This is a genomic window from Deinococcus hopiensis KR-140, from assembly GCF_900176165.1.
Taxonomy (GTDB): domain Bacteria; phylum Deinococcota; class Deinococci; order Deinococcales; family Deinococcaceae; genus Deinococcus; species Deinococcus hopiensis.
On record NZ_FWWU01000004.1, the window covers coordinates 329,310 to 345,612 of the forward strand.

Consider the following 16,303-nt stretch of genomic DNA (forward strand, 5'->3'; position numbering starts at 1 on the left):
CCGGTCAGGCGGGGTGTAGGGCGGGACAACGCTGAAGGGGGGTCACCGTCGGCAACACCGGAAAGCGCTGGAGTCGCGCTACGGAGTGTTCCTTTCCGGGGAGCCGGGGACAGCCTCGGCTGCTCAGCGACAACAGCACATCGGCCCGGTCGAGGGCGCGAGGTGGTGCGGCGTAAACAGTGGGTTCCTCGTCATGTGGCTCCTGGTCGCTGCGGCGTCATGGGGCCTAAGCCCTCGGCCGCTCTGGAAGGGAAGTGTGAACCCGTTTCTGGGTTGCGTTCACCGTAGATCAGTTGATGAAACTTGTCAACTATTACGATAGATGAACCCAGTTCACCTTCTGCACGCCGCGGCGCGTTTCCCCAAAGCGCTGGGCACAGGAAGCGGCTTTTTTTGTTCGGCTGACACGGCGGCGAAGCGGACTGGCACAGCTGCGCAGGAGAGCAGAGCGAGAGAATTTCGACGAGCAGAATGGGGAAGTAAGGTGGGTGGCGTACTGTTTCCCTACCCACGCCCGTTGGAGAACTGCTCTAGAGTGCGCCAGGCTCCGTTCGGCGTCGGCCGCAGGCGGTCACCGGGCAGGACGGGGAAATCCACGTGCCCGTCCCTCCGAAGCCTGTTTCCCTGGAGAACGTATGCCCCGACTTCCCGCGCTTCCACTCTCCCTCGCCGCCTGCTTGCTGATCTGCCTCTCCGGTGTGCAGGCCGAGACCTCCCTCCCGTCCTCGCCCGAATGGACGCTTGTCTGGAGCGACGAGTTCACGGGGCGCCAGGGCACGCCGCCCAACCCGAAGTTCTGGAACCACGACGTCGGCAACCGCGATACGGGGGGATGGGGCAACCGCGAACTGCAGTTTTACACCGCCTCTCCCCGCAACGCCCGCCTCGACGGTCAGGGCCACCTGGAGATCCGGGCGGAGACGGCGCAGGCAAAGCTCCCCTGCTGGAACGACCAACCCTGCCGCTATACCTCCGCGCGGCTGACCACAAAGGGCAAGGTCGAGTTTGTGCACGGCAAGATCGAGGCCCGTATCCAGGTGCCGGCGGGCCAGGGTCTGTGGCCGGCGTTCTGGAGCCTGGGCCCGGGAGAGTGGCCGGACGGCGGCGAGATCGACATCATGGAGTGGGTGGGCCACACGCCGAACCTGGTGTACGGCACCGTCCACGGGCCCGGCTACTCCGACGCGCTGGGCATCAGCCGGGAAACAGACCTGGGCCACCCCGCATCCGGCAATTACCACACCTACACCTTGATCAAACGCCCTGACGAGATCGTCTGGCTGCTGGACGGGCGGCCGTACCAGCGCGTCACCCCGGCCAATCTTCCCGCGGGCACCCGCTGGGTCTTTGAACAGCCCTTCTCCCTGCTGCTGAACCTCGCCGTCGGCGGTACCTGGCCCGGCACGCCACCCGCCACTACCGTCTTTCCCAGCAGCATGCTCGTCGATTACGTCCGCATCTGGCGGGAAGCTGGAAAATAACGTGGGGGCGGGGCACGCGAGCCGCTCTGTTCCGCACAGGACCGGCCCAGGGGCCGAGGGTACACCTGACGTTCCGACTTTTGAGAAGGGCACCGAAAAGCTCCCGGTGCCACGTCCTTTTTCCCGCTCCCCTTCGGGTCCGCAGGCCTCCTCGGAAGAGGATGGCGGGTCTGCCCGGTGAAACTCTCGGTCCACGGCCGGCGCCGGCCATGGACGAAAACCGGATCAGCCCTTGCAGACTGTCAGGTCCACCTTGCCCGCCGTGTCGGGCAGATCGACGGCCAGGGCGCTGGCGGGAGCGTCGAGTTCGCCGAAAAACAGCGGGCTCTTCGTGCCCTGGCCCTGGTGGTTGAGGGTCAGGGTGTGGGTACCCGCCGCGTCCGTGATTTTGACGGGTACCGTCCTGAGGGTGGGGTCCGAGACGCGCACCGAGAAGTAATCGCCCGAGGCGAGGTTCAGCGCTGTGGAGGACTGGCTGGGCAGCACCTCCCTGGCCTGCCCCAGCGGCGCGGCGCACCCTCCGCGCACGGCGGGAATCAGTTGTGACAGGCCGCCCTTGAAGTCGGCCTCGACGTTCATCTCCCAGATAAGCAGTCTGGGTGGGCTTGTGCGGAAGTCGTTGGAATAGACCAGTTGCTCCAGCGCGGACCAAGGCCCGCCCCCGCTGACGCTGGCGTTGACCACATCCCGCCCCAGATCGTGGCGCAGGGAAGCGGCGAACGAATCCTCATCTTGCCGGAAGCTGTTGCTCGTGCCCACCAGCATGACCCGGGGCGTGGTGTCGTCAAGCAGGCCGGGTTCGGCCTTGGGCGTGCTGATCAACGTCTGGTATTCCTGAACTGGTACGTTCTCGTGGCACAGTTCAGCCACCCGGCCCCCCAGGCTCTGGGTATTGGGCCGCGCCTTCTGGGTGAGGGTGAACTCCACTGCCGGTACGTCTTTCAGCAGCTCCCGTCCGGCCACATACCCTGCGATCGCCTTGGAGGTCAGGGCCGCCGCCGCCGGGGTCCAGTGGTGGTCGCGCTCGAAAAAGAAGGGCACGTCGCCCGGCTGCGCCCGGTAGAGGGCCAGCAGGTCCGGCGCGTAGATGCCCGCCTCGCCCAGCATCTGAACGAAGCGGGCGTACGTCTCGCCCGCCCACTGGGGATCGAGCGTCTTGGGCACCCCGTTGCCCAGGTGCCGGGCCTCAGCGGCGGCCTTGGGCGGCACTTGCACGATGATTAGCTCGGTGCCCAAAGCGCGCAGGGCGCCAGCAAAGCGCTGCAGGTACGGCTTGGAAGCGGCCGTGTTCGCGTCCCGGTAGCCCCAGTAGCTCGATTCCCCAAACAGCCAGTCGCCCTCACCCCGGTTGATGATGACCGCCCACAGGTCGTCGTCCTTGTAGTTTTTTGGATCGCGCGCCGCGTCGCACACGGCCCAGGCAGGCGGCTGGGCCGGGGCGGGCTGTGACTGAGGCTGTGACTGAGCCGGTGGGGCCTGAACCGGCGGGATCTGGGCAGGTTGGGCCGGCGTCGCCGGAGCAGTCTGGGCCGGGGCAGTTTGAGCCAGGGCCGACGAGCAGAGGACCAGAAGGCCGCTCAGCAGGATGGTTTTCATGGGTGAACCTCGAAAGGATGGAGAGCAGGGAAAGGAGGCGGAGCGCGTTACTCGGGGCAACTTCTGCGCTTCATCATGGCAGACGGGCAAACCGCGCCAAGCCGCAGATGAGCGGTCATGCCTGGCAGCGCGACTCGGAGGCAGGCGCAGGTGGGGGCACACCCGGCAGATTCAGATGTTCCAAAGCGTAAGCTACGTTAAAGTGCATGTGTGAAGAACTTTACTCTTTTCGTGGCACTGCTCGGCTCCCTGGCCGCTGCCGAGGACAACGGCCTGTATGATCCCGCTCCCCCCGCCAACAGCGCCTTCGTACGCGTGATCAACGCCCCAGCTGGAACGCTCGGAGGCAAGGCCGTCACCGCCGACAAGGGGACAGCCAGCGTGTACGTCGTGGTGCCGCAGGGCGAGTTCGACGCGAAGGTGGGCGCGGCGGCGGGCAAACTGAAGGTCGAGGCTGGCAAGTTCTACAGCGTGGTGCCCAGCGGGAACCGGCTGGTCCTGCTGACCGATCCGGCCATGGAAAGCCGCGCCAAGGCCCTGCTGGTCATCTACAACCTCAGCAAGGCCGCCAGCGTGGACCTCAAGACCGCCGACGGCAAGACCACCGTGGTCAAGGGCGTGAAGGCGGGCGACAGCGGCAACCGGGCCGTGAACGGCGTGACGGTGGACCTCGCCGCCTTTGCTGGCGACAAGGCGCTGGGCACCTTGAAAGGGGTGAAGCTCGAACGCGGCAACACGTACGCCGTCGTCGTAACAGACGGGGGCGTGACCCTGACCATGGGCAGCACCAAGACCAAGTAAGGCGGACGCTGCTGCATGGTCTTCAGCTCCAATGTCTTTCTGTTTCTGTTTCTGCCGCTGTTTCTGATCGTCTACTACCTGCTGCCCTTCAAGGGGCGCTCGGCGTGGATCTTGCTTGGCAGCTACGCGCTTTACTCGTGGTGGCGCATCGATTTCCTGTGGTTGCTGATAGGGATCACGGCGGCAGCCTACGTCTACGGATTGGTGTTGGACCGGCAGTCGGACGGCCCGGCGCGACGCCGGACGCTGACCTCTGCCATCGTGCTGAATCTCGGTGCGCTGGCGTACTTCAAGTACGCCAATTTCGGCGTGGAGAGTTTCAACGCCATCACGCAGACGCTGGGCTTTCACCCTTTTTCCTGGACGCCCGTACTGCTGCCCATCGGACTGTCGTTTTTCATCTTCCACGCCATCAGTTACATCGTGGACGTGTACCGCCGGGAAGAGCCGCCCACCCGCAACCTGCTGGACTTCGCCGCTTTTATCGCGCTCTTTCCGCACCTGATCGCGGGGCCTGTACTGAAGTACAACCTGCTCGCCGATCAATTTCTTCACCGTACGCACAGCGCCGAGCAGTTCAGCGCCGGCGCGACGCGCTTCATGACTGGCTTTGCCAAGAAGGTCCTGATCGCCGATACCATCGCGCCCCTCGTCACCGCGAGCTTCAGCCAGGCGCAACCGACGATGGCCGACGCGTGGCTGGGGGCCGTGGCCTATACCCTGCAGCTCTACTTCGACTTCAGTGGATACAGCGACATGGCGATTGGCCTGGCCGCCATGATGGGCTTCAAGTTTCCCGAAAACTTCAACCACCCGTACATCAGCCGCTCGATCACCGAGTTCTGGCGGCGCTGGCACATGAGCCTGAGCAGCTGGCTGCGCGAGTACCTGTACATCAGCCTGGGAGGCAACCGGAAGGGTGAGGGCCGAACCTACCTGAACCTGTGGCTGACGATGGTGCTGGGCGGGCTATGGCACGGGGCGAACTGGACCTTCGTGCTGTGGGGAATGTGGCACGGCAGCATCCTCGCGGTCGAGCGCCGGATGAAGGAAGCCAGGCTCTGGAAGCCGTCGCCCGCCTGGCTGACCATTCCCGGGACGATGCTGCTGGTGATGCTGGGCTGGGTGATGTTCCGCGCCGACAACGTGGCGGATGCCTTCCGGATGTACCGGGGCATGTTCGGTCTGAACGGCCTCGCGCTGAGCGACACGCTGGCGTGGCAGGTACGTCCCAGCGTGCTGCTCACCATGGGGTTGGCGGGGGCCCTGGTGTACCTCGCGCCGCTGTGGGGCCGACGCGTGGGGGACCCGGGCAGCACACTCCTGCGGCCCCGGCTCGCGGCGGCAGCCACGGTAGCGCTGCTGCCGCTGTTCGTGCTGGCCGTGCTCAAGCTCTCGGCCCAGAGCTACACGCCCTTTCTCTACTTTCAGTTCTGAGGTGACATGACCGATTTCGCGCAGGACACCCTTGGGCTCCGGGCCACCCGTCCCTCCGCCTCCCGCCTGCAGACCTGGCTTCCCGGCGCATTTTTGCTTACTGTCGTTGCCCTGGGCTCGGGCCTGACGCTGGGCCGTCCCGGGCTCCGTGAGGCCCAACCCGGCAAAAACCTCCTGACCGGTGAGTGGACCGCCTCCTGGGAGAAGAACCTCGACGCGGGGGTGCTGTGGCGTGATCCCAGTGTGAACCTGTGGGGGGGCCTGAACTACCGCCTGCTGCACGAGGCCCGCGAGGGCGCGGTGATGGGCCGGGAAGGCTGGCTGTACACCGCCGAGGAATTCCAGACCTCGGCGCAGGACGCGCGGGAGCTGGCGGCCAAACTCGAGTATGTCCGGCAGGTGCGCGACACGCTGGCGAAGACTGGCACACGGCTCGTGGTGGCCCTCATTCCAGCCAAGGCGCGGGTGTACCCCGAGTACCTGGGACGCGCGCACATTCCAGCGGTGAAGGAAAACGTATACGCGCAGTTTCGCCAGGAGCTCGAAGACGCGCACATCCCCGTGCCGGATCTGCTCGCCGCCATGCAGGCCGGGAAGAAGCGCTCCGGCGAGGCCCTGTTTCTGCGTACCGACACCCACTGGACCCCCCAGGGAGCGGCGGTGGCGGCGCAGGCCCTCGCGCCCACCGTGGAGGCGCTGCGCCTGGACCTGCCTTCAGCCACCTACGCCGTCCAGCCCCAGCCGCCGGCCGCGCGCCGGGGTGATCTGCTGCGCTACGTGCCTGTACCGGGTGACGTCGGTCCGGCCCCCGACACGGTACGCGGGCAGTCCTACGTGCGCACCGACGGGGAAGGCGGAAGCCTGCTGGGCGACGAGGCCATCGCCGTCACGCTGGTGGGCACGAGTTACAGCGCTGACACGCCCGAGAACGTCTGGAAGTTCAGCGGCGCGCTTGCCCACGCGCTCGGCACCGAGGTGCTGAACGCGGCGCAGGCAGGCAAGGGACCGCTGCTCCCCATGCGCGAGTACCTGGGGGGCCAGGACTACCGGGACGCGCCCCCCAAGGTGGTCATCTGGGAGATTCCAGAGCGCTTCTTGCGGGTGCCTTACGGTAATACGGCGCGGAAGGAATAAACGCCCTCCCACCGCAAGCCCCATTCTTCCATGGAGACCGGGGCCAGAAGAAAGTGCCCCAGCCATTGCTAATGGCTGGGGCACTTTCCCACCGACTTCAGACAGGCTGGGGCCGCTCCGCGCCCGCCCCGCTGCCCCCGGCCCCCGGCTCTCCCCCATGCTCCTGCTCCGCCCGGCGCAGAAACAGGGCCAGCGCGATGGACAGCACCGAGATGGCAGCAGCGACGTGGAAAGCCGACTGCAAGCCTGCCGTCTGGGCGAGCAAGGGCGCGCTGCCCTCCCGCAGCAGGTCCGCGCTGCGGGCGGTCATCTGGGTAACGAGGAGGGCCGTACCCGCCGCGCCGGCCACCTGTTGCAGGGTGCTGAGGATGGCGCTGCCGTGGGAGTACAGGTGCATGGGGAGGGGCCCCAGCGAGCTGGTAAAGACCGGCGTGAACAGCAGGGCCAGCCCCACGCTCAGGACGAGGTGCAGGCCCAGCAGCGCCCACACGGGCGTGTCCGCCGTGATGCCGCCCAGCCCCCACAGCACGGCCGTCATCAGCGCCGTACCTGTCAGCACCAGTCCCCGCGGGCCTCGCCGGTCATACAGCCGGCCCACACTGGGGGCCAGCAGTCCCATCAGCAGGCCGCCGGGAAGCAGCAGCAGCCCGGTCTGCAACGAGGACAGGCCGCGAATGTTCTGCAGGTAGATGGGCAGCAAGATTGCGCCGCCGAACAGGGCCATCATGGCGATCATCATGAGAAGGACGCCGAGGGTGAACATGGGGAAGCGGAAGGCACGCAGGTCCAGCAGGGGCGCGCCGCTGCGTTCAAGATGACGCTGCCGCCACGTGAACAGCGCCAGGCTGAGCGCCGAGACTGCCAGCGGCCACACCACTGCCGGGCTGCCGAAGCCTCCGGGACCGCTAGCCTGACTCAGGCCGTAGACAATGCCGCCGAAGCCCAGCGCCGACAGGGGCACCGACGTGAGGTCCAGCGTGATGCGCTGCCCCTCGCCGACGTTTTGCAAGGTGCGCGCTCCATAGGCGAGTGCGGCCAGGGCGATGGGCAGCACGAACAGAAACATCGCCCGCCACGAGAGCAGCTGCAAGATCAGGCCCGAGAGGGTGGGACCGATGGCCGGGGCCACAGAGATCACGATGCTGATGTTGCCCATCACCGCGCCGCGCCGCTCGGGCGGCACCAGCGTCAGCACAGTGGTCATGAGGAGGGGCACCATGATGGCCGTGCCCGATGCCTGAACGATGCGCGCAGCCAGCAGCACGCCGAATCCCGGCGCGACGCCCGCGAGCAGGGTACCCACGCTGAACAGCGTCATGGCGACGAAAAAGACCGTCCGGGTGGACAGGCGCTGCAGCAAGAAGCCCGTGGTGGGAATCACCACCGACATCGTGAGCATGAAGGCGGTGGACAGCCACTGCACCGTATTCGCGGCGACGTGCAGGTCTGTCATCAGGCGCGGCAGGGCCACGTTCATGATCGTCTCGTTGAGGATCACGACGAAGGTGGCGATCAGGAGGATCAGGATGACGGCCCGGTCATGTGGGGCGGGGGTGGGTGCGGTCATGGAGACCTCCTCGGGTGAGAGCGAAGCCGGGCGGGGAACCAGACCTGAGGGTCAGGGAAAACAGGAAGGTCAGGAGGAGGTCGCCGCTGGGTCTGCCAGCACGTCGTACGAGAGCAGCACCACGCCGCTGGAAAAGGTGCGCGTTTCCCGGAGCGCGAGCCGCGCAGTCAGACCGTCCCCGAACAGGCGGCGGCCCTGACCCACCACGACGGGATGAACGAGGAGGTCAAGCCCGTCAAGGAGGCCAAGGCGCAGCAGCGACTGGATCAGGGTGACGCTCCCGCTGACGTTGATGTTGCGCCCCGGCTGCGCTTTGAGGCGCCCCACTTCTTCCACCATATCGCCGCCCAGCAGCGTGGAGTTCACCCAGTCGGCTTCCGTCAGGGTGCCTGATACCACGTACTTGGAGATGCCGTTCATCATGGCGGCGGCAGGGTCACCCCTGGGCGCGTTTGCAAAAGCGGCGCGAAAGCCCTGGTACGTCGCGCGGCCCAGCAGCAGGGCGTCGGCCTGGGCCCCGGACTCCCCGATGTACTGCCCTATTTCAGGCACGAAGTACGGCATGGACCAGCCTGCCGCCGCAAAGTCATCGGCGGGGCCGGGCCCCTCCACCACACCGTCGAGCGACATAAACAGACCGGCAATGATTTTCCTCATGGTGTCCTCCCTGACAGCCAGGAACACGGGAAAGCCGTCCGGACCACCATGAGGCCGCCCAGCGCACAAAACCCGTAATCCTTTCGCTGAATTTAGTGTAGGACATAACAGTCCTAAATTGCAACTGCTTACTCAGTTTTTTGTACCAAGTTCGGTAGACTGGGGCATGGCGTCCAAGCGTTCCTACGAAGACGGTTGCGCCGCCGCGCACGCCCTTGACCTGATCGGCGAGCGCTGGGCGCTGCTGGTGGTGCGCGAGTTGTTGCTGGGGCCGAGGCGCTTCACGGACCTGCGCGCGGCGCTCCCGGGCATCAGCCCCAATGTGCTGACGCAGCGGCTGGTGGACCTGGAGGAAACGGGCGTGTTGCGCCGCCGCCATCTTCCAGCCCCGGCGGCGTCCTGGGTCTACGAACTGACCTCCTGGGGATACGAACTCGAACCCGTCCTGCAGCAGCTGGGCCGCTGGGGCGTGCGCTCCCCGGTGCGGCCTCAGGGGCACCCCATCAGCCTCGCCACGCTGATCACGGCGTTGAAGACCATGTTCCAGTCACCGGGTGGAGAGCTGAAGGCCACGCTGGAGCTGAGGATGGGGCGCGATACCTTTACCGTCCGCCTGGAAGATGGGCAGATTGCGGTGGAGCCCGGAGAGGCCCGGCATCCCAGTGCCGTGCTGACGGGAGACGTCCCCACGCTGGGTGGCCTGATCTTCGGGGGGCAGCCCCTGCAGGCAGCCGAAGCGGAGGGCCGCGTTGCAGTGGAGGGGGACCGCGCCCTCGCCGAGCACTTCCTTCGCCTCTTTCCCCTGCCAGGGCCAGTGGTGCTGTCCGGCGTGGCCTCCTGAGCGCCGCCTACACCAGCGTTAGGGGATGGCGGTTCATGTCCTTGTAGAGGAGGTACTTGCTCCAGGTTTTGCCGAGGGCGCCGTACCACTGGGGGCAGTGGGCCGCCATCCAGATGACGTCCCCCGTGGTGACGGGCAAGAAGCGCTCGCCCAACCGGTAGATGCCTTCTCCCTCGAGCATCAGCAGGCCGTGCTCCATGTAGTGAATCTCGACGTAGGGCAGCGTGGCGCCCGGCGCGTAGCTCATGGTGCTCACCATGAAGTCGAACCTGGGCTCGTCCGGCAGCAGCTTGCGTGCGATCAGCCCGGCGTCCCCCTCGAACGCCGTGCCCTCCACCCGGCGTTCGTTGCCCAGGAAAAGGCGGGGCGCGGGCAGGTTCCCCTCGGCGGGTTGAAAGCGCTTCTCGAAGACGGAGAGGCGGGCGGGGACCGCCGCGTGCAGCGTATGGCTGAGCCCTGCGGGCAGGTAGGCGTAGTCGGACTCGCCCAGCGTGTGCCGCTCGCCCTCCGCGCGGAGTTCCACCTCGCCCTCCAGAACGAACACGAAGCGCTGGATGCCTGCCGGCGCGGCGCTCGCCTGCGCGCCTGCGCCCAACTCGGCCGTGAACTGGGTAAAGCGTGCCCCCAGGCCAATCACAGGAGCGATGTGGACGATGCAGGCCGCCCCTTCCCACCCGGCCATGGGCGTGCGGACAAATGTTTCGGGCGTGAGTAGCGCGAATTCGGGCGAGACGACGCTGCGGGTGAGGCCGAGGTGCTGGAGGGTCAAGGGGAGGGTTCCTTTCGGGAGAAGGGGGCAGCGAGCAGTGGGCGGAGATCCGCTTTCAGCGGTCAGAGGCGAGAAGGGCCTGCGCAGACCTGCGTCAATGGGGACGGCCCGCAGGGAGGGGGTGCGGTGGAGCGGCCTCTACACCTCCGGGCGCACGAATCGTCCCCCCGGCGCTGAGGAAAAGCGTCCATCCCGGTAGACGGTGTGACCGCGCAGGAGGGTGCGCTGGACGTGTCCGAGGAAGGTCTGTCCGAGGTAAGGGCTGGACTTCCAGCGGGTGTGCAGATCCTCGGGCGTGTGGGTCCAGACGGCTCCGAGGTCCACCAGGACCAGATCGGCGTCGTTGCCCGGTTGCAGCCCCCCCTTGCCCTGCAGCGCAAACCGGCGGGCCGGATTGGCCGAGAGCAGGCTGGAGAGCAGCGGCAGGCCCAGTCCTCGCTTGCGGCCTTCGGTCAGCAAGGCGGCGAGGGTGGACTGCACCCCGGCAATCCCTCCCCAGACCTCGAAGAAGTCGTCGCGGGCTTTGAGGTCTGGCGTGCTCGGCGAGTGGTCCGAACCGATGGTGTTGATCTCGCCCGCCCGGATGGAAGCCCACAGGGCTTCCACCTCTGCTCTGCCGCGCAGGGGGGGCGCACACTTGAGCACCGCACCCAGGCGTTCCATGTCCTCCCCGGTAAAACAGAGGTAGTGCGGGCAGGTCTCCACGCTCACATTCACTCCCCGCCGCCTGGCTTCCACCGCGAGCGTGACGGCCCGCCCGGTGCTCAGGTGAACGAGGTGCAGCGCCGCGCCCGTCTCTTCGGCCAGCAAGAGGGCCCGTCCCACCGCTTCCACCTCCGCGATCGCCGGGCGGCTTTGCAGATAGTCCCCCACCTCCCGTCCGCCTGCCGCCCGAATCCGCGCCCCCAGCCTCGCCGTGATGGTCTCGCTCTCGGCGTGCACGGCCACCACGCGGCCCAGTGCCTGGGCCGCGTGCATCCCTTCATACAGCGTCAGGTCATCGGCGGCCGCAAACTCCGCCAGGCCGCTGTCACTCATAAACGCCTTAAAGCCCACCACCCCCGCTTCAGCCAGTTCGGGCAGGTGCTCCAGATTGTGGGGCGTCAAGCCCCCCCACAGGGCGAAGTCCGCGTAGCACGCCCCCTCGGCGGCCTGCCGTTTGGCCCCGAACGTCTCGCGGTTGAGTACCGGAGGCGAACTGTTCAGCGGCATGTCGGCAAAGGTCGTTCCACCTCCGGCGACGAGGGCACGGCTGCCGGTGGACACGCCCTCCCACTCGCTCCGGCCAGGTTCGTTGAAGTGCACGTGAACGTCCACCACACCCGGAAAGACGTGCAGTCCTGCAGCGTCGATCTCCGCCCGGGCCGAACCCTCGAGTTCCGGGGCGAGGGCAACGATGCGGCCGTCCTCCACGGCGAGGTCTGCACACACCACCCCCTGCTCACCGATCAGCTGCCCCCCGCGGATCAGGAGGTCATACATCAGCGCCCCTCCTCTCGCTCGGCCAGCAGGGTCAGAAAGCGGACACCCACGCGCAGGGCCGCTTCGACGTCCTCCGCGAGGACAGTTTCGTCGGGGTGGTGGCTGATGCCGCCCGGACTGCGCACAAAGAGCATCGTCGACGGCCACACCGTCCCGGTCACCATGGCGTCGTGCCCCGCTCCGCTGACCAGCGTCGACCCCCCGTGCCCCTCCGCCTCCAACGCTTCCCCCAATAGCCCCGTCAGCACCCCGTCCATCGGCGTCGCCGAAACCTCCATCCTCACCTCCTGCTTCAAGCTCAGGTGGCGGGCGGCGGCGATTCTTCCCGCCGTCTCCAGCAACTCGGTCTGTGCCCGGCGCCGCACCTCGTCCTCCGCGTGACGCACATCAAGGGTGAAGTGGGCCGCGCCGGGGATCACGTTGCTTGCGCCGGGCCGGGCCTCAATGAATCCCACTGTGGCGACGAGACCGGGCGTCTGCCGCGCCTGCGTCTCGGCAGCAAGGATGAACTCGGCCGCTCCCGTCAGGGCGTCGCGGCGCAGATGCATTGGGGTGGTGCCCGCGTGGTTGGCCTTGCCCGTGAAGGCCAGGTTGAACCGCGACTGTCCCGCCACGGCACTGACCGCTCCCAGGGCGCGGCCATCGGCCTCCAGCACAGGCCCCTGCTCGATATGGAATTCCAGGTAGCCCAGGACCTCGCCCCGCAACCTCGCCTCCGACAGGGCCGACACGTCCAGGCCGTAGTCGCCGATGGCCTGACGAACCGTGACCCCCGCGGCGTCCGTCAATTCCAGGAGGGGCTCCGCCGTGCCCACCAGCGCCCGGCTGCCCAGAAACGGCACACCGAAGCGCACACCCTCCTCCTCGCTGAAGCCCACCACATGCAGGTGATAGGGCACCGCCAAGTCTCCCAGCGCTTCCAGCAGCCCCAAACCCAGCACCACGCCCAGGGGGCCGTCGTAGGCCCCGGCGTTGGGCACCGTGTCCAGGTGCGAGGCGATCAGGAGGGTGCGGGCCTCCAGGTCAGCGCTGTGCCGGACTGCGTGCCAGTTGCCCGCCGCGTCGATGGACGTTTCCAGCCCCAGGGCGGCAGCCCAGCCCTCCAGCTGCGAGTGAACGTCGCGCATGGGGGGCGAGAGGAAGAGGCGGGTCAGTTGGCCCGGTTCCTGGGTGAAGGTGGCGAGGGTGTGGCAGCGGACGAGGGCCTGTTCGGCCAGCGAGGCGAAGTCGGTCTCAGTGAAGTTGGTCATGCGGAATCGGCCTCCTGAAGAGCCTGGGCCACGGTGGGAAAGAAGGGCGCAATGGCTGGGGCCAGCACCAACGAACGCAGCAGCCGGGCCGCCACCTCACTGGGGTTTGCCTCCTCCTGCAGCAGCGCCCCAAATCGCTCCGACGTCAGCACGTCTCCCGAATCCAGGAGAACGCCTTGACGGAGCCAGTGCCAGAGCAGCGTGCGGGCGAGTTCCGCGGTGGCGGTGTCTTCCACGCGGCCCTTGCGCACGATCACGCCCCGGCCACCCAGCCACGCCCGGAAATAGTCCGTGGCCATCGCGGTGGCCTCCCGCACCTCCACCTCCGACACCTGCCCGGCCTCGGGAAAGCCCAGCAGTGCGGCCGCCACCTCCGCCTCGGACCGCTCAGGAATCGGCGTGACGGGCGGCGGGTTTTCGAACACTTCCCGCACGGTCGCAATGAGTTCGGGCAGTCCCGCCCAGGCGGCAACGTACCCCCACGAGGCCTCCCGCTCCTTGTCGGCGCGCACCACGGCCAGCGCCGGTGCTGGGTGCTGCGCGTCCGGCGCCAGGGCCGCCGTTCCTCCGATGGCCTGCGCGCCCCTGCGCGCACAGATGCGGGCGAGGTGCTGCTCGTAGGCCTGCATGGCGGGTTGGCCCATATGCAGCGCCGAACGGGGAGGCAGGCACGCGCCCGATGTCCGACTCCGCCATTTGATGGCGCTGAAGACGTAGTCCCAGCGTCCGGCATTGAGACCGAAAGCGCGCTCCCGCAAGGCGTAGAGGAGTTCTTCGGCGTAGAAAGCACCGGGAAGGGTTTCGATCTGGAGGCAGACCCGGATGCTGTTGGGGGGACGTGCGGTGAGGCGTTCGAGTTCGGCCAGCAGGTCATTCCAGAACACGGCCTCCATGGGGAATTCGAGCTTGGGAATGTAGATGCACAGGAACGCGCGTTCGGGCAAGGCGCCGACAAAGGCCGACACGTCCTCGATGCTGGCGCTGCCCCCGCCCCCGGAGCGCATGTAGAGGGGTCGGGGCCGGAGCATGGGGAGGGGACCGTCCACAGCGGCCAACGCGGCGAGGTTCGCCTGTCCCCGCCGCACATTTTCGGGTGTGGGCGAGAAGGTGTCGTCGAAGTCGAAGATCAGGGCGTCGGGCCCGGCCGCCAACGCCGCCTCCAACGCCACGCTGTCACTCGCCTCCACCAACTGCTCCACCTTCCTCCGCTCCAACGCCGGTGGCATGGAGGCCACCTGCCAGTCGCCCGCCCGAATAAGGGCGGTGGAGGGGTCAAAGCCCGGCGTCCAGGTGGGTCGGACACGCAGAGCAGCCCAGCGTTCGGCGAACAAGGGTTGAAGGGTCTGTGCCAGCGTGGAGGGGGGCAGGGGGGAAGCGGTCAGGTAAAGTTCTCCCTTCGGAAGCGGGTGGAGGATTCAGACCCCGAAGATACCGCCTGTCTCCTCCCGCCTGGGTCAGGGGAACCGGAACGGAGCCGCAAATTGACAAGGGCGCGCGGCCTTCCGTAGCCTGACCCCCACGTCAAACGCTGGATGTGCCGCCGGGTGCGTCCCTCCCCTACCTCCCAGGAGGCTCCACCATGACCACTCCCCTACCTGCTGGCCTGTCCCTCTCCGTTGCCCTTCAGGAGGAATACACGCGCGTTCTGACGCCCGGTGCCCTCGCCTTCATCGCGGAGCTGCACAGGCGCTTTAACGCGGGGCGTGTGGAATTGCTGGCACGGCGGGAAGCGGAGCAGGCGCGGCTGGACGCGGGAGCGTTGCCCGACTTTTTGCCTGAGACTTCAAGCATTCGGACGGGGGAGTGGAAGATCGCCCCGTTGCCCCCGGAGTTGCAAGACCGGCGGGTAGAAATCACGGGACCCGTGGACCGCAAGATGGTCATCAACGCCCTGAACAGCGGCGCAAAAATCTTCATGGCCGACTTCGAAGACGCCACGAGCCCGAGTTGGGACAACGTGATGCAGGGGCAGCTGAACCTGATGGACGCCGTGAGGCGCACCATCTCGTTGGAAGGGGGCGGCAAGCAGTACCGCCTGAACGAGACGGTGGCGACGCTGCTCGTGCGTCCCCGTGGACTGCATCTGCCCGAAAAGCACCTCACCGTTGACGGTGAGGCGATCAGCGGCGCGCTGTTCGACTTCGGGCTGTACGCCTACCACAACACCCACGAACGCTTGCGTCAGGGGCTGGGCACCCACTTCTACCTGCCCAAGCTCGAATCGCACCTCGAGGCGCGGTGGTGGAACGAGGTCTTTGCCTTTACTGAGCAGACGCTGGGCGTCCCCGTAGGGACGCTACGCGCCACCGTGCTGATCGAGACCATCCTCGCGGCCTTTGAGATGCACGAGATCCTGTACGAGTTGCGTGAACACGCCGCCGGGCTGAACTGTGGGCGCTGGGACTACATCTTCTCCTACATCAAGAAGCTGCGCAGCTTCGATGACCGCATCCTCCCCGACCGGGCGCAGGTGACCATGAGCACGCCGATGATGCGCAACTACAGCAGGTTGGCGATTCAGACCTGCCACAAACGGGGGGCAGCAGCGGTCGGGGGAATGAGCGCCTTTATCCCTGTCAAAAATGACCCCGTGGCCAATGAGCGCGCCTTTGCTCAAGTCCGCGCCGACAAGGAGCGGGAAGCGGGCGACGGACACGACGGCACCTGGGTGGCCCATCCCGGCATGGTCCAACTCGCCACTGAGGTCTTTGATCGCCTCATGCCCACCCCTAACCAGATCGCCAGCTCCAAGCAGCAAGACCTCCTGGTCTCGGCCGCCGAGCTCCTTACCCCACCCAGCGGTACCATCACTGAACAGGGTGTGCGGACGAACATCAACGTGGGCATTCAATACCTGGCCGCGTGGCTGGAGGGGCGGGGGGCAGTGCCAATCCACAACCTGATGGAAGACGCCGCCACCGCCGAGATTTCCCGGGCCCAGCTCTGGCAGTGGGCACACCACGGCGTGAGGCTGACAGACGGACAGCCTCTAACGCCTAAGCGGCTGGACGCCCTGTTCAGTGAGGAACTGGCGTCCCTGGGACCGGATTTCGCTCAGGCGGGAGCGCTGTTCCATGAGGTGGCGACCCGCTCACCACTGGCCGAGTTTCTGACCCTGTCCGCTTATGAGCAGCTGGACTGACGGCAGCGCACGAGAAGCAGCAGGTCAGCAAGACCACCGGAAGAATGCACCAGGGTGATGGACGGCCCAGCAGCCGCTCCGCCCCGTCCATCAGGCGGCACACGGTATACAGCGCCAGCATCACGAGGACGAAGCCCGGTTCGCGT

General features: G+C 66.9%; 13 protein-coding genes. 6 read left to right on the forward strand and 7 right to left on the reverse strand.

Annotated elements, in window-relative coordinates; translation table 11 throughout:
• Positions 1-635: 635 nt before the first annotated feature.
• On the forward strand, positions 636-1,481 hold the full coding sequence (locus B9A95_RS04640) for a glycoside hydrolase family 16 protein (protein ID WP_084045758.1): 846 nt from the start codon (positions 636-638) through the stop codon (positions 1,479-1,481).
• A 225-nt stretch (positions 1,482-1,706) separates the two neighbouring features.
• Here the strand turns inward: B9A95_RS04640 and B9A95_RS04645 are convergent, their stop codons facing one another.
• The gene (locus B9A95_RS04645) at positions 1,707-3,077 is read right to left on the reverse strand and encodes an alginate O-acetyltransferase AlgX-related protein (RefSeq protein ID WP_084045759.1); all 1,371 of its coding nucleotides are present in this window, start codon (positions 3,075-3,077) and stop codon (positions 1,707-1,709) included.
• 210 nt (positions 3,078-3,287) lie between these two features.
• Between B9A95_RS04645 and B9A95_RS04650 the strand changes: the two genes are divergently transcribed.
• Genes B9A95_RS04650 through B9A95_RS04660 form a run of 3 tightly spaced genes read left to right on the forward strand, consistent with a single transcriptional unit; the run spans position 3,288 to position 6,449 of the window.
• The gene (locus B9A95_RS04650; RefSeq protein ID WP_245808135.1) at positions 3,288-3,878 is read left to right on the forward strand and encodes an alginate O-acetyltransferase AlgF; all 591 of its coding nucleotides are present in this window, start codon (positions 3,288-3,290) and stop codon (positions 3,876-3,878) included.
• A gap of 15 nt (positions 3,879-3,893) precedes the next feature.
• Entirely contained in the window at positions 3,894-5,315 is a 1,422-nt protein-coding gene (locus tag B9A95_RS04655) for an MBOAT family O-acyltransferase (RefSeq protein WP_084045760.1), read from the forward strand.
• Between the two features lie 6 nt (positions 5,316-5,321).
• Entirely contained in the window at positions 5,322-6,449 is a 1,128-nt protein-coding gene (locus B9A95_RS04660; RefSeq protein WP_084045761.1) for an alginate O-acetyltransferase AlgX-related protein, read from the forward strand.
• A gap of 97 nt (positions 6,450-6,546) precedes the next feature.
• Here the strand turns inward: B9A95_RS04660 and B9A95_RS04665 are convergent, their stop codons facing one another.
• Both B9A95_RS04665 and B9A95_RS04670 read right to left on the reverse strand, forming a co-directional pair.
• A complete protein-coding gene (locus tag B9A95_RS04665) occupies positions 6,547-8,016 on the reverse strand; it encodes an MDR family MFS transporter (RefSeq protein WP_084045762.1) in 1,470 nt (489 codons plus the stop codon).
• A 69-nt stretch (positions 8,017-8,085) separates the two neighbouring features.
• Positions 8,086-8,673 carry a dihydrofolate reductase family protein gene (locus B9A95_RS04670; RefSeq protein ID WP_084045763.1) on the reverse strand — a complete coding sequence of 196 codons (588 nt, stop codon included), beginning with the start codon at positions 8,671-8,673 and terminating at the stop codon, positions 8,086-8,088.
• Between the two features lie 166 nt (positions 8,674-8,839).
• Here B9A95_RS04670 and B9A95_RS04675 point away from each other — a divergent pair, with 166 nt between their 5' ends.
• Positions 8,840-9,514 carry a winged helix-turn-helix transcriptional regulator gene (locus tag B9A95_RS04675; protein ID WP_084045764.1) on the forward strand — a complete coding sequence of 225 codons (675 nt, stop codon included), beginning with the start codon at positions 8,840-8,842 and terminating at the stop codon, positions 9,512-9,514.
• Between the two features lie 7 nt (positions 9,515-9,521).
• Here B9A95_RS04675 and allE read toward each other — a convergent pair whose 3' ends face one another.
• The 4 genes from allE to B9A95_RS04695 form a co-directional block, all read right to left on the reverse strand.
• Positions 9,522-10,283: a (S)-ureidoglycine aminohydrolase gene (gene allE / locus B9A95_RS04680; protein WP_084045765.1), complete on the reverse strand. Its 762-nt coding sequence runs from the start codon at positions 10,281-10,283 to the stop codon at positions 9,522-9,524.
• Between the two features lie 138 nt (positions 10,284-10,421).
• Positions 10,422-11,765, reverse strand: coding sequence for an allantoinase (locus B9A95_RS04685; RefSeq protein WP_084045766.1), 1,344 nt, complete (start codon positions 11,763-11,765; stop codon positions 10,422-10,424).
• Positions 11,765-13,015 (reverse strand): allantoate amidohydrolase, encoded by a 1,251-nt coding sequence (locus tag B9A95_RS04690; protein ID WP_084045767.1) that lies wholly within the window; start codon positions 13,013-13,015, stop codon positions 11,765-11,767. Before B9A95_RS04690 ends, B9A95_RS04685 begins: the two co-directional genes overlap by 1 nt.
• Positions 13,012-14,346, reverse strand: a complete 1,335-nt coding sequence (locus B9A95_RS04695; protein ID WP_245808136.1) for an aldolase/citrate lyase/malate synthase family protein — start codon at positions 14,344-14,346, stop codon at positions 13,012-13,014. The genes B9A95_RS04690 and B9A95_RS04695 overlap by 4 nt, the downstream gene beginning before the upstream one ends.
• A 248-nt stretch (positions 14,347-14,594) precedes the next feature.
• Between B9A95_RS04695 and aceB the strand changes: the two genes are divergently transcribed.
• On the forward strand, positions 14,595-16,157 hold the full coding sequence (gene aceB / locus B9A95_RS04700; RefSeq protein WP_084045769.1) for a malate synthase A: 1,563 nt from the start codon (positions 14,595-14,597) through the stop codon (positions 16,155-16,157).
• The last annotated feature ends 146 nt before the right edge of the window (positions 16,158-16,303 follow it).

Coding starts and splice junctions, on each gene's coding strand:
- aceB (WP_084045769.1), top strand. CDS start 14,595: ATGACCACTCCCCTACCTGCTGGCCTGTCCCTCTCCGTTGCCCTTCAG.
- B9A95_RS04655 (WP_084045760.1), top strand. CDS start 3,894: ATGGTCTTCAGCTCCAATGTCTTTCTGTTTCTGTTTCTGCCGCTGTTT.
- B9A95_RS04690 (WP_084045767.1), bottom strand. CDS start 13,015: ATGACCAACTTCACTGAGACCGACTTCGCCTCGCTGGCCGAACAGGCC.
- B9A95_RS04675 (WP_084045764.1), top strand. CDS start 8,840: ATGGCGTCCAAGCGTTCCTACGAAGACGGTTGCGCCGCCGCGCACGCC.
- B9A95_RS04685 (WP_084045766.1), bottom strand. CDS start 11,765: ATGTATGACCTCCTGATCCGCGGGGGGCAGCTGATCGGTGAGCAGGGG.
- B9A95_RS04640 (WP_084045758.1), top strand. CDS start 636: ATGCCCCGACTTCCCGCGCTTCCACTCTCCCTCGCCGCCTGCTTGCTG.
- B9A95_RS04645 (WP_084045759.1), bottom strand. CDS start 3,077: ATGAAAACCATCCTGCTGAGCGGCCTTCTGGTCCTCTGCTCGTCGGCC.
- B9A95_RS04665 (WP_084045762.1), bottom strand. CDS start 8,016: ATGACCGCACCCACCCCCGCCCCACATGACCGGGCCGTCATCCTGATC.
- B9A95_RS04660 (WP_084045761.1), top strand. CDS start 5,322: ATGACCGATTTCGCGCAGGACACCCTTGGGCTCCGGGCCACCCGTCCC.
- B9A95_RS04670 (WP_084045763.1), bottom strand. CDS start 8,673: ATGAGGAAAATCATTGCCGGTCTGTTTATGTCGCTCGACGGTGTGGTG.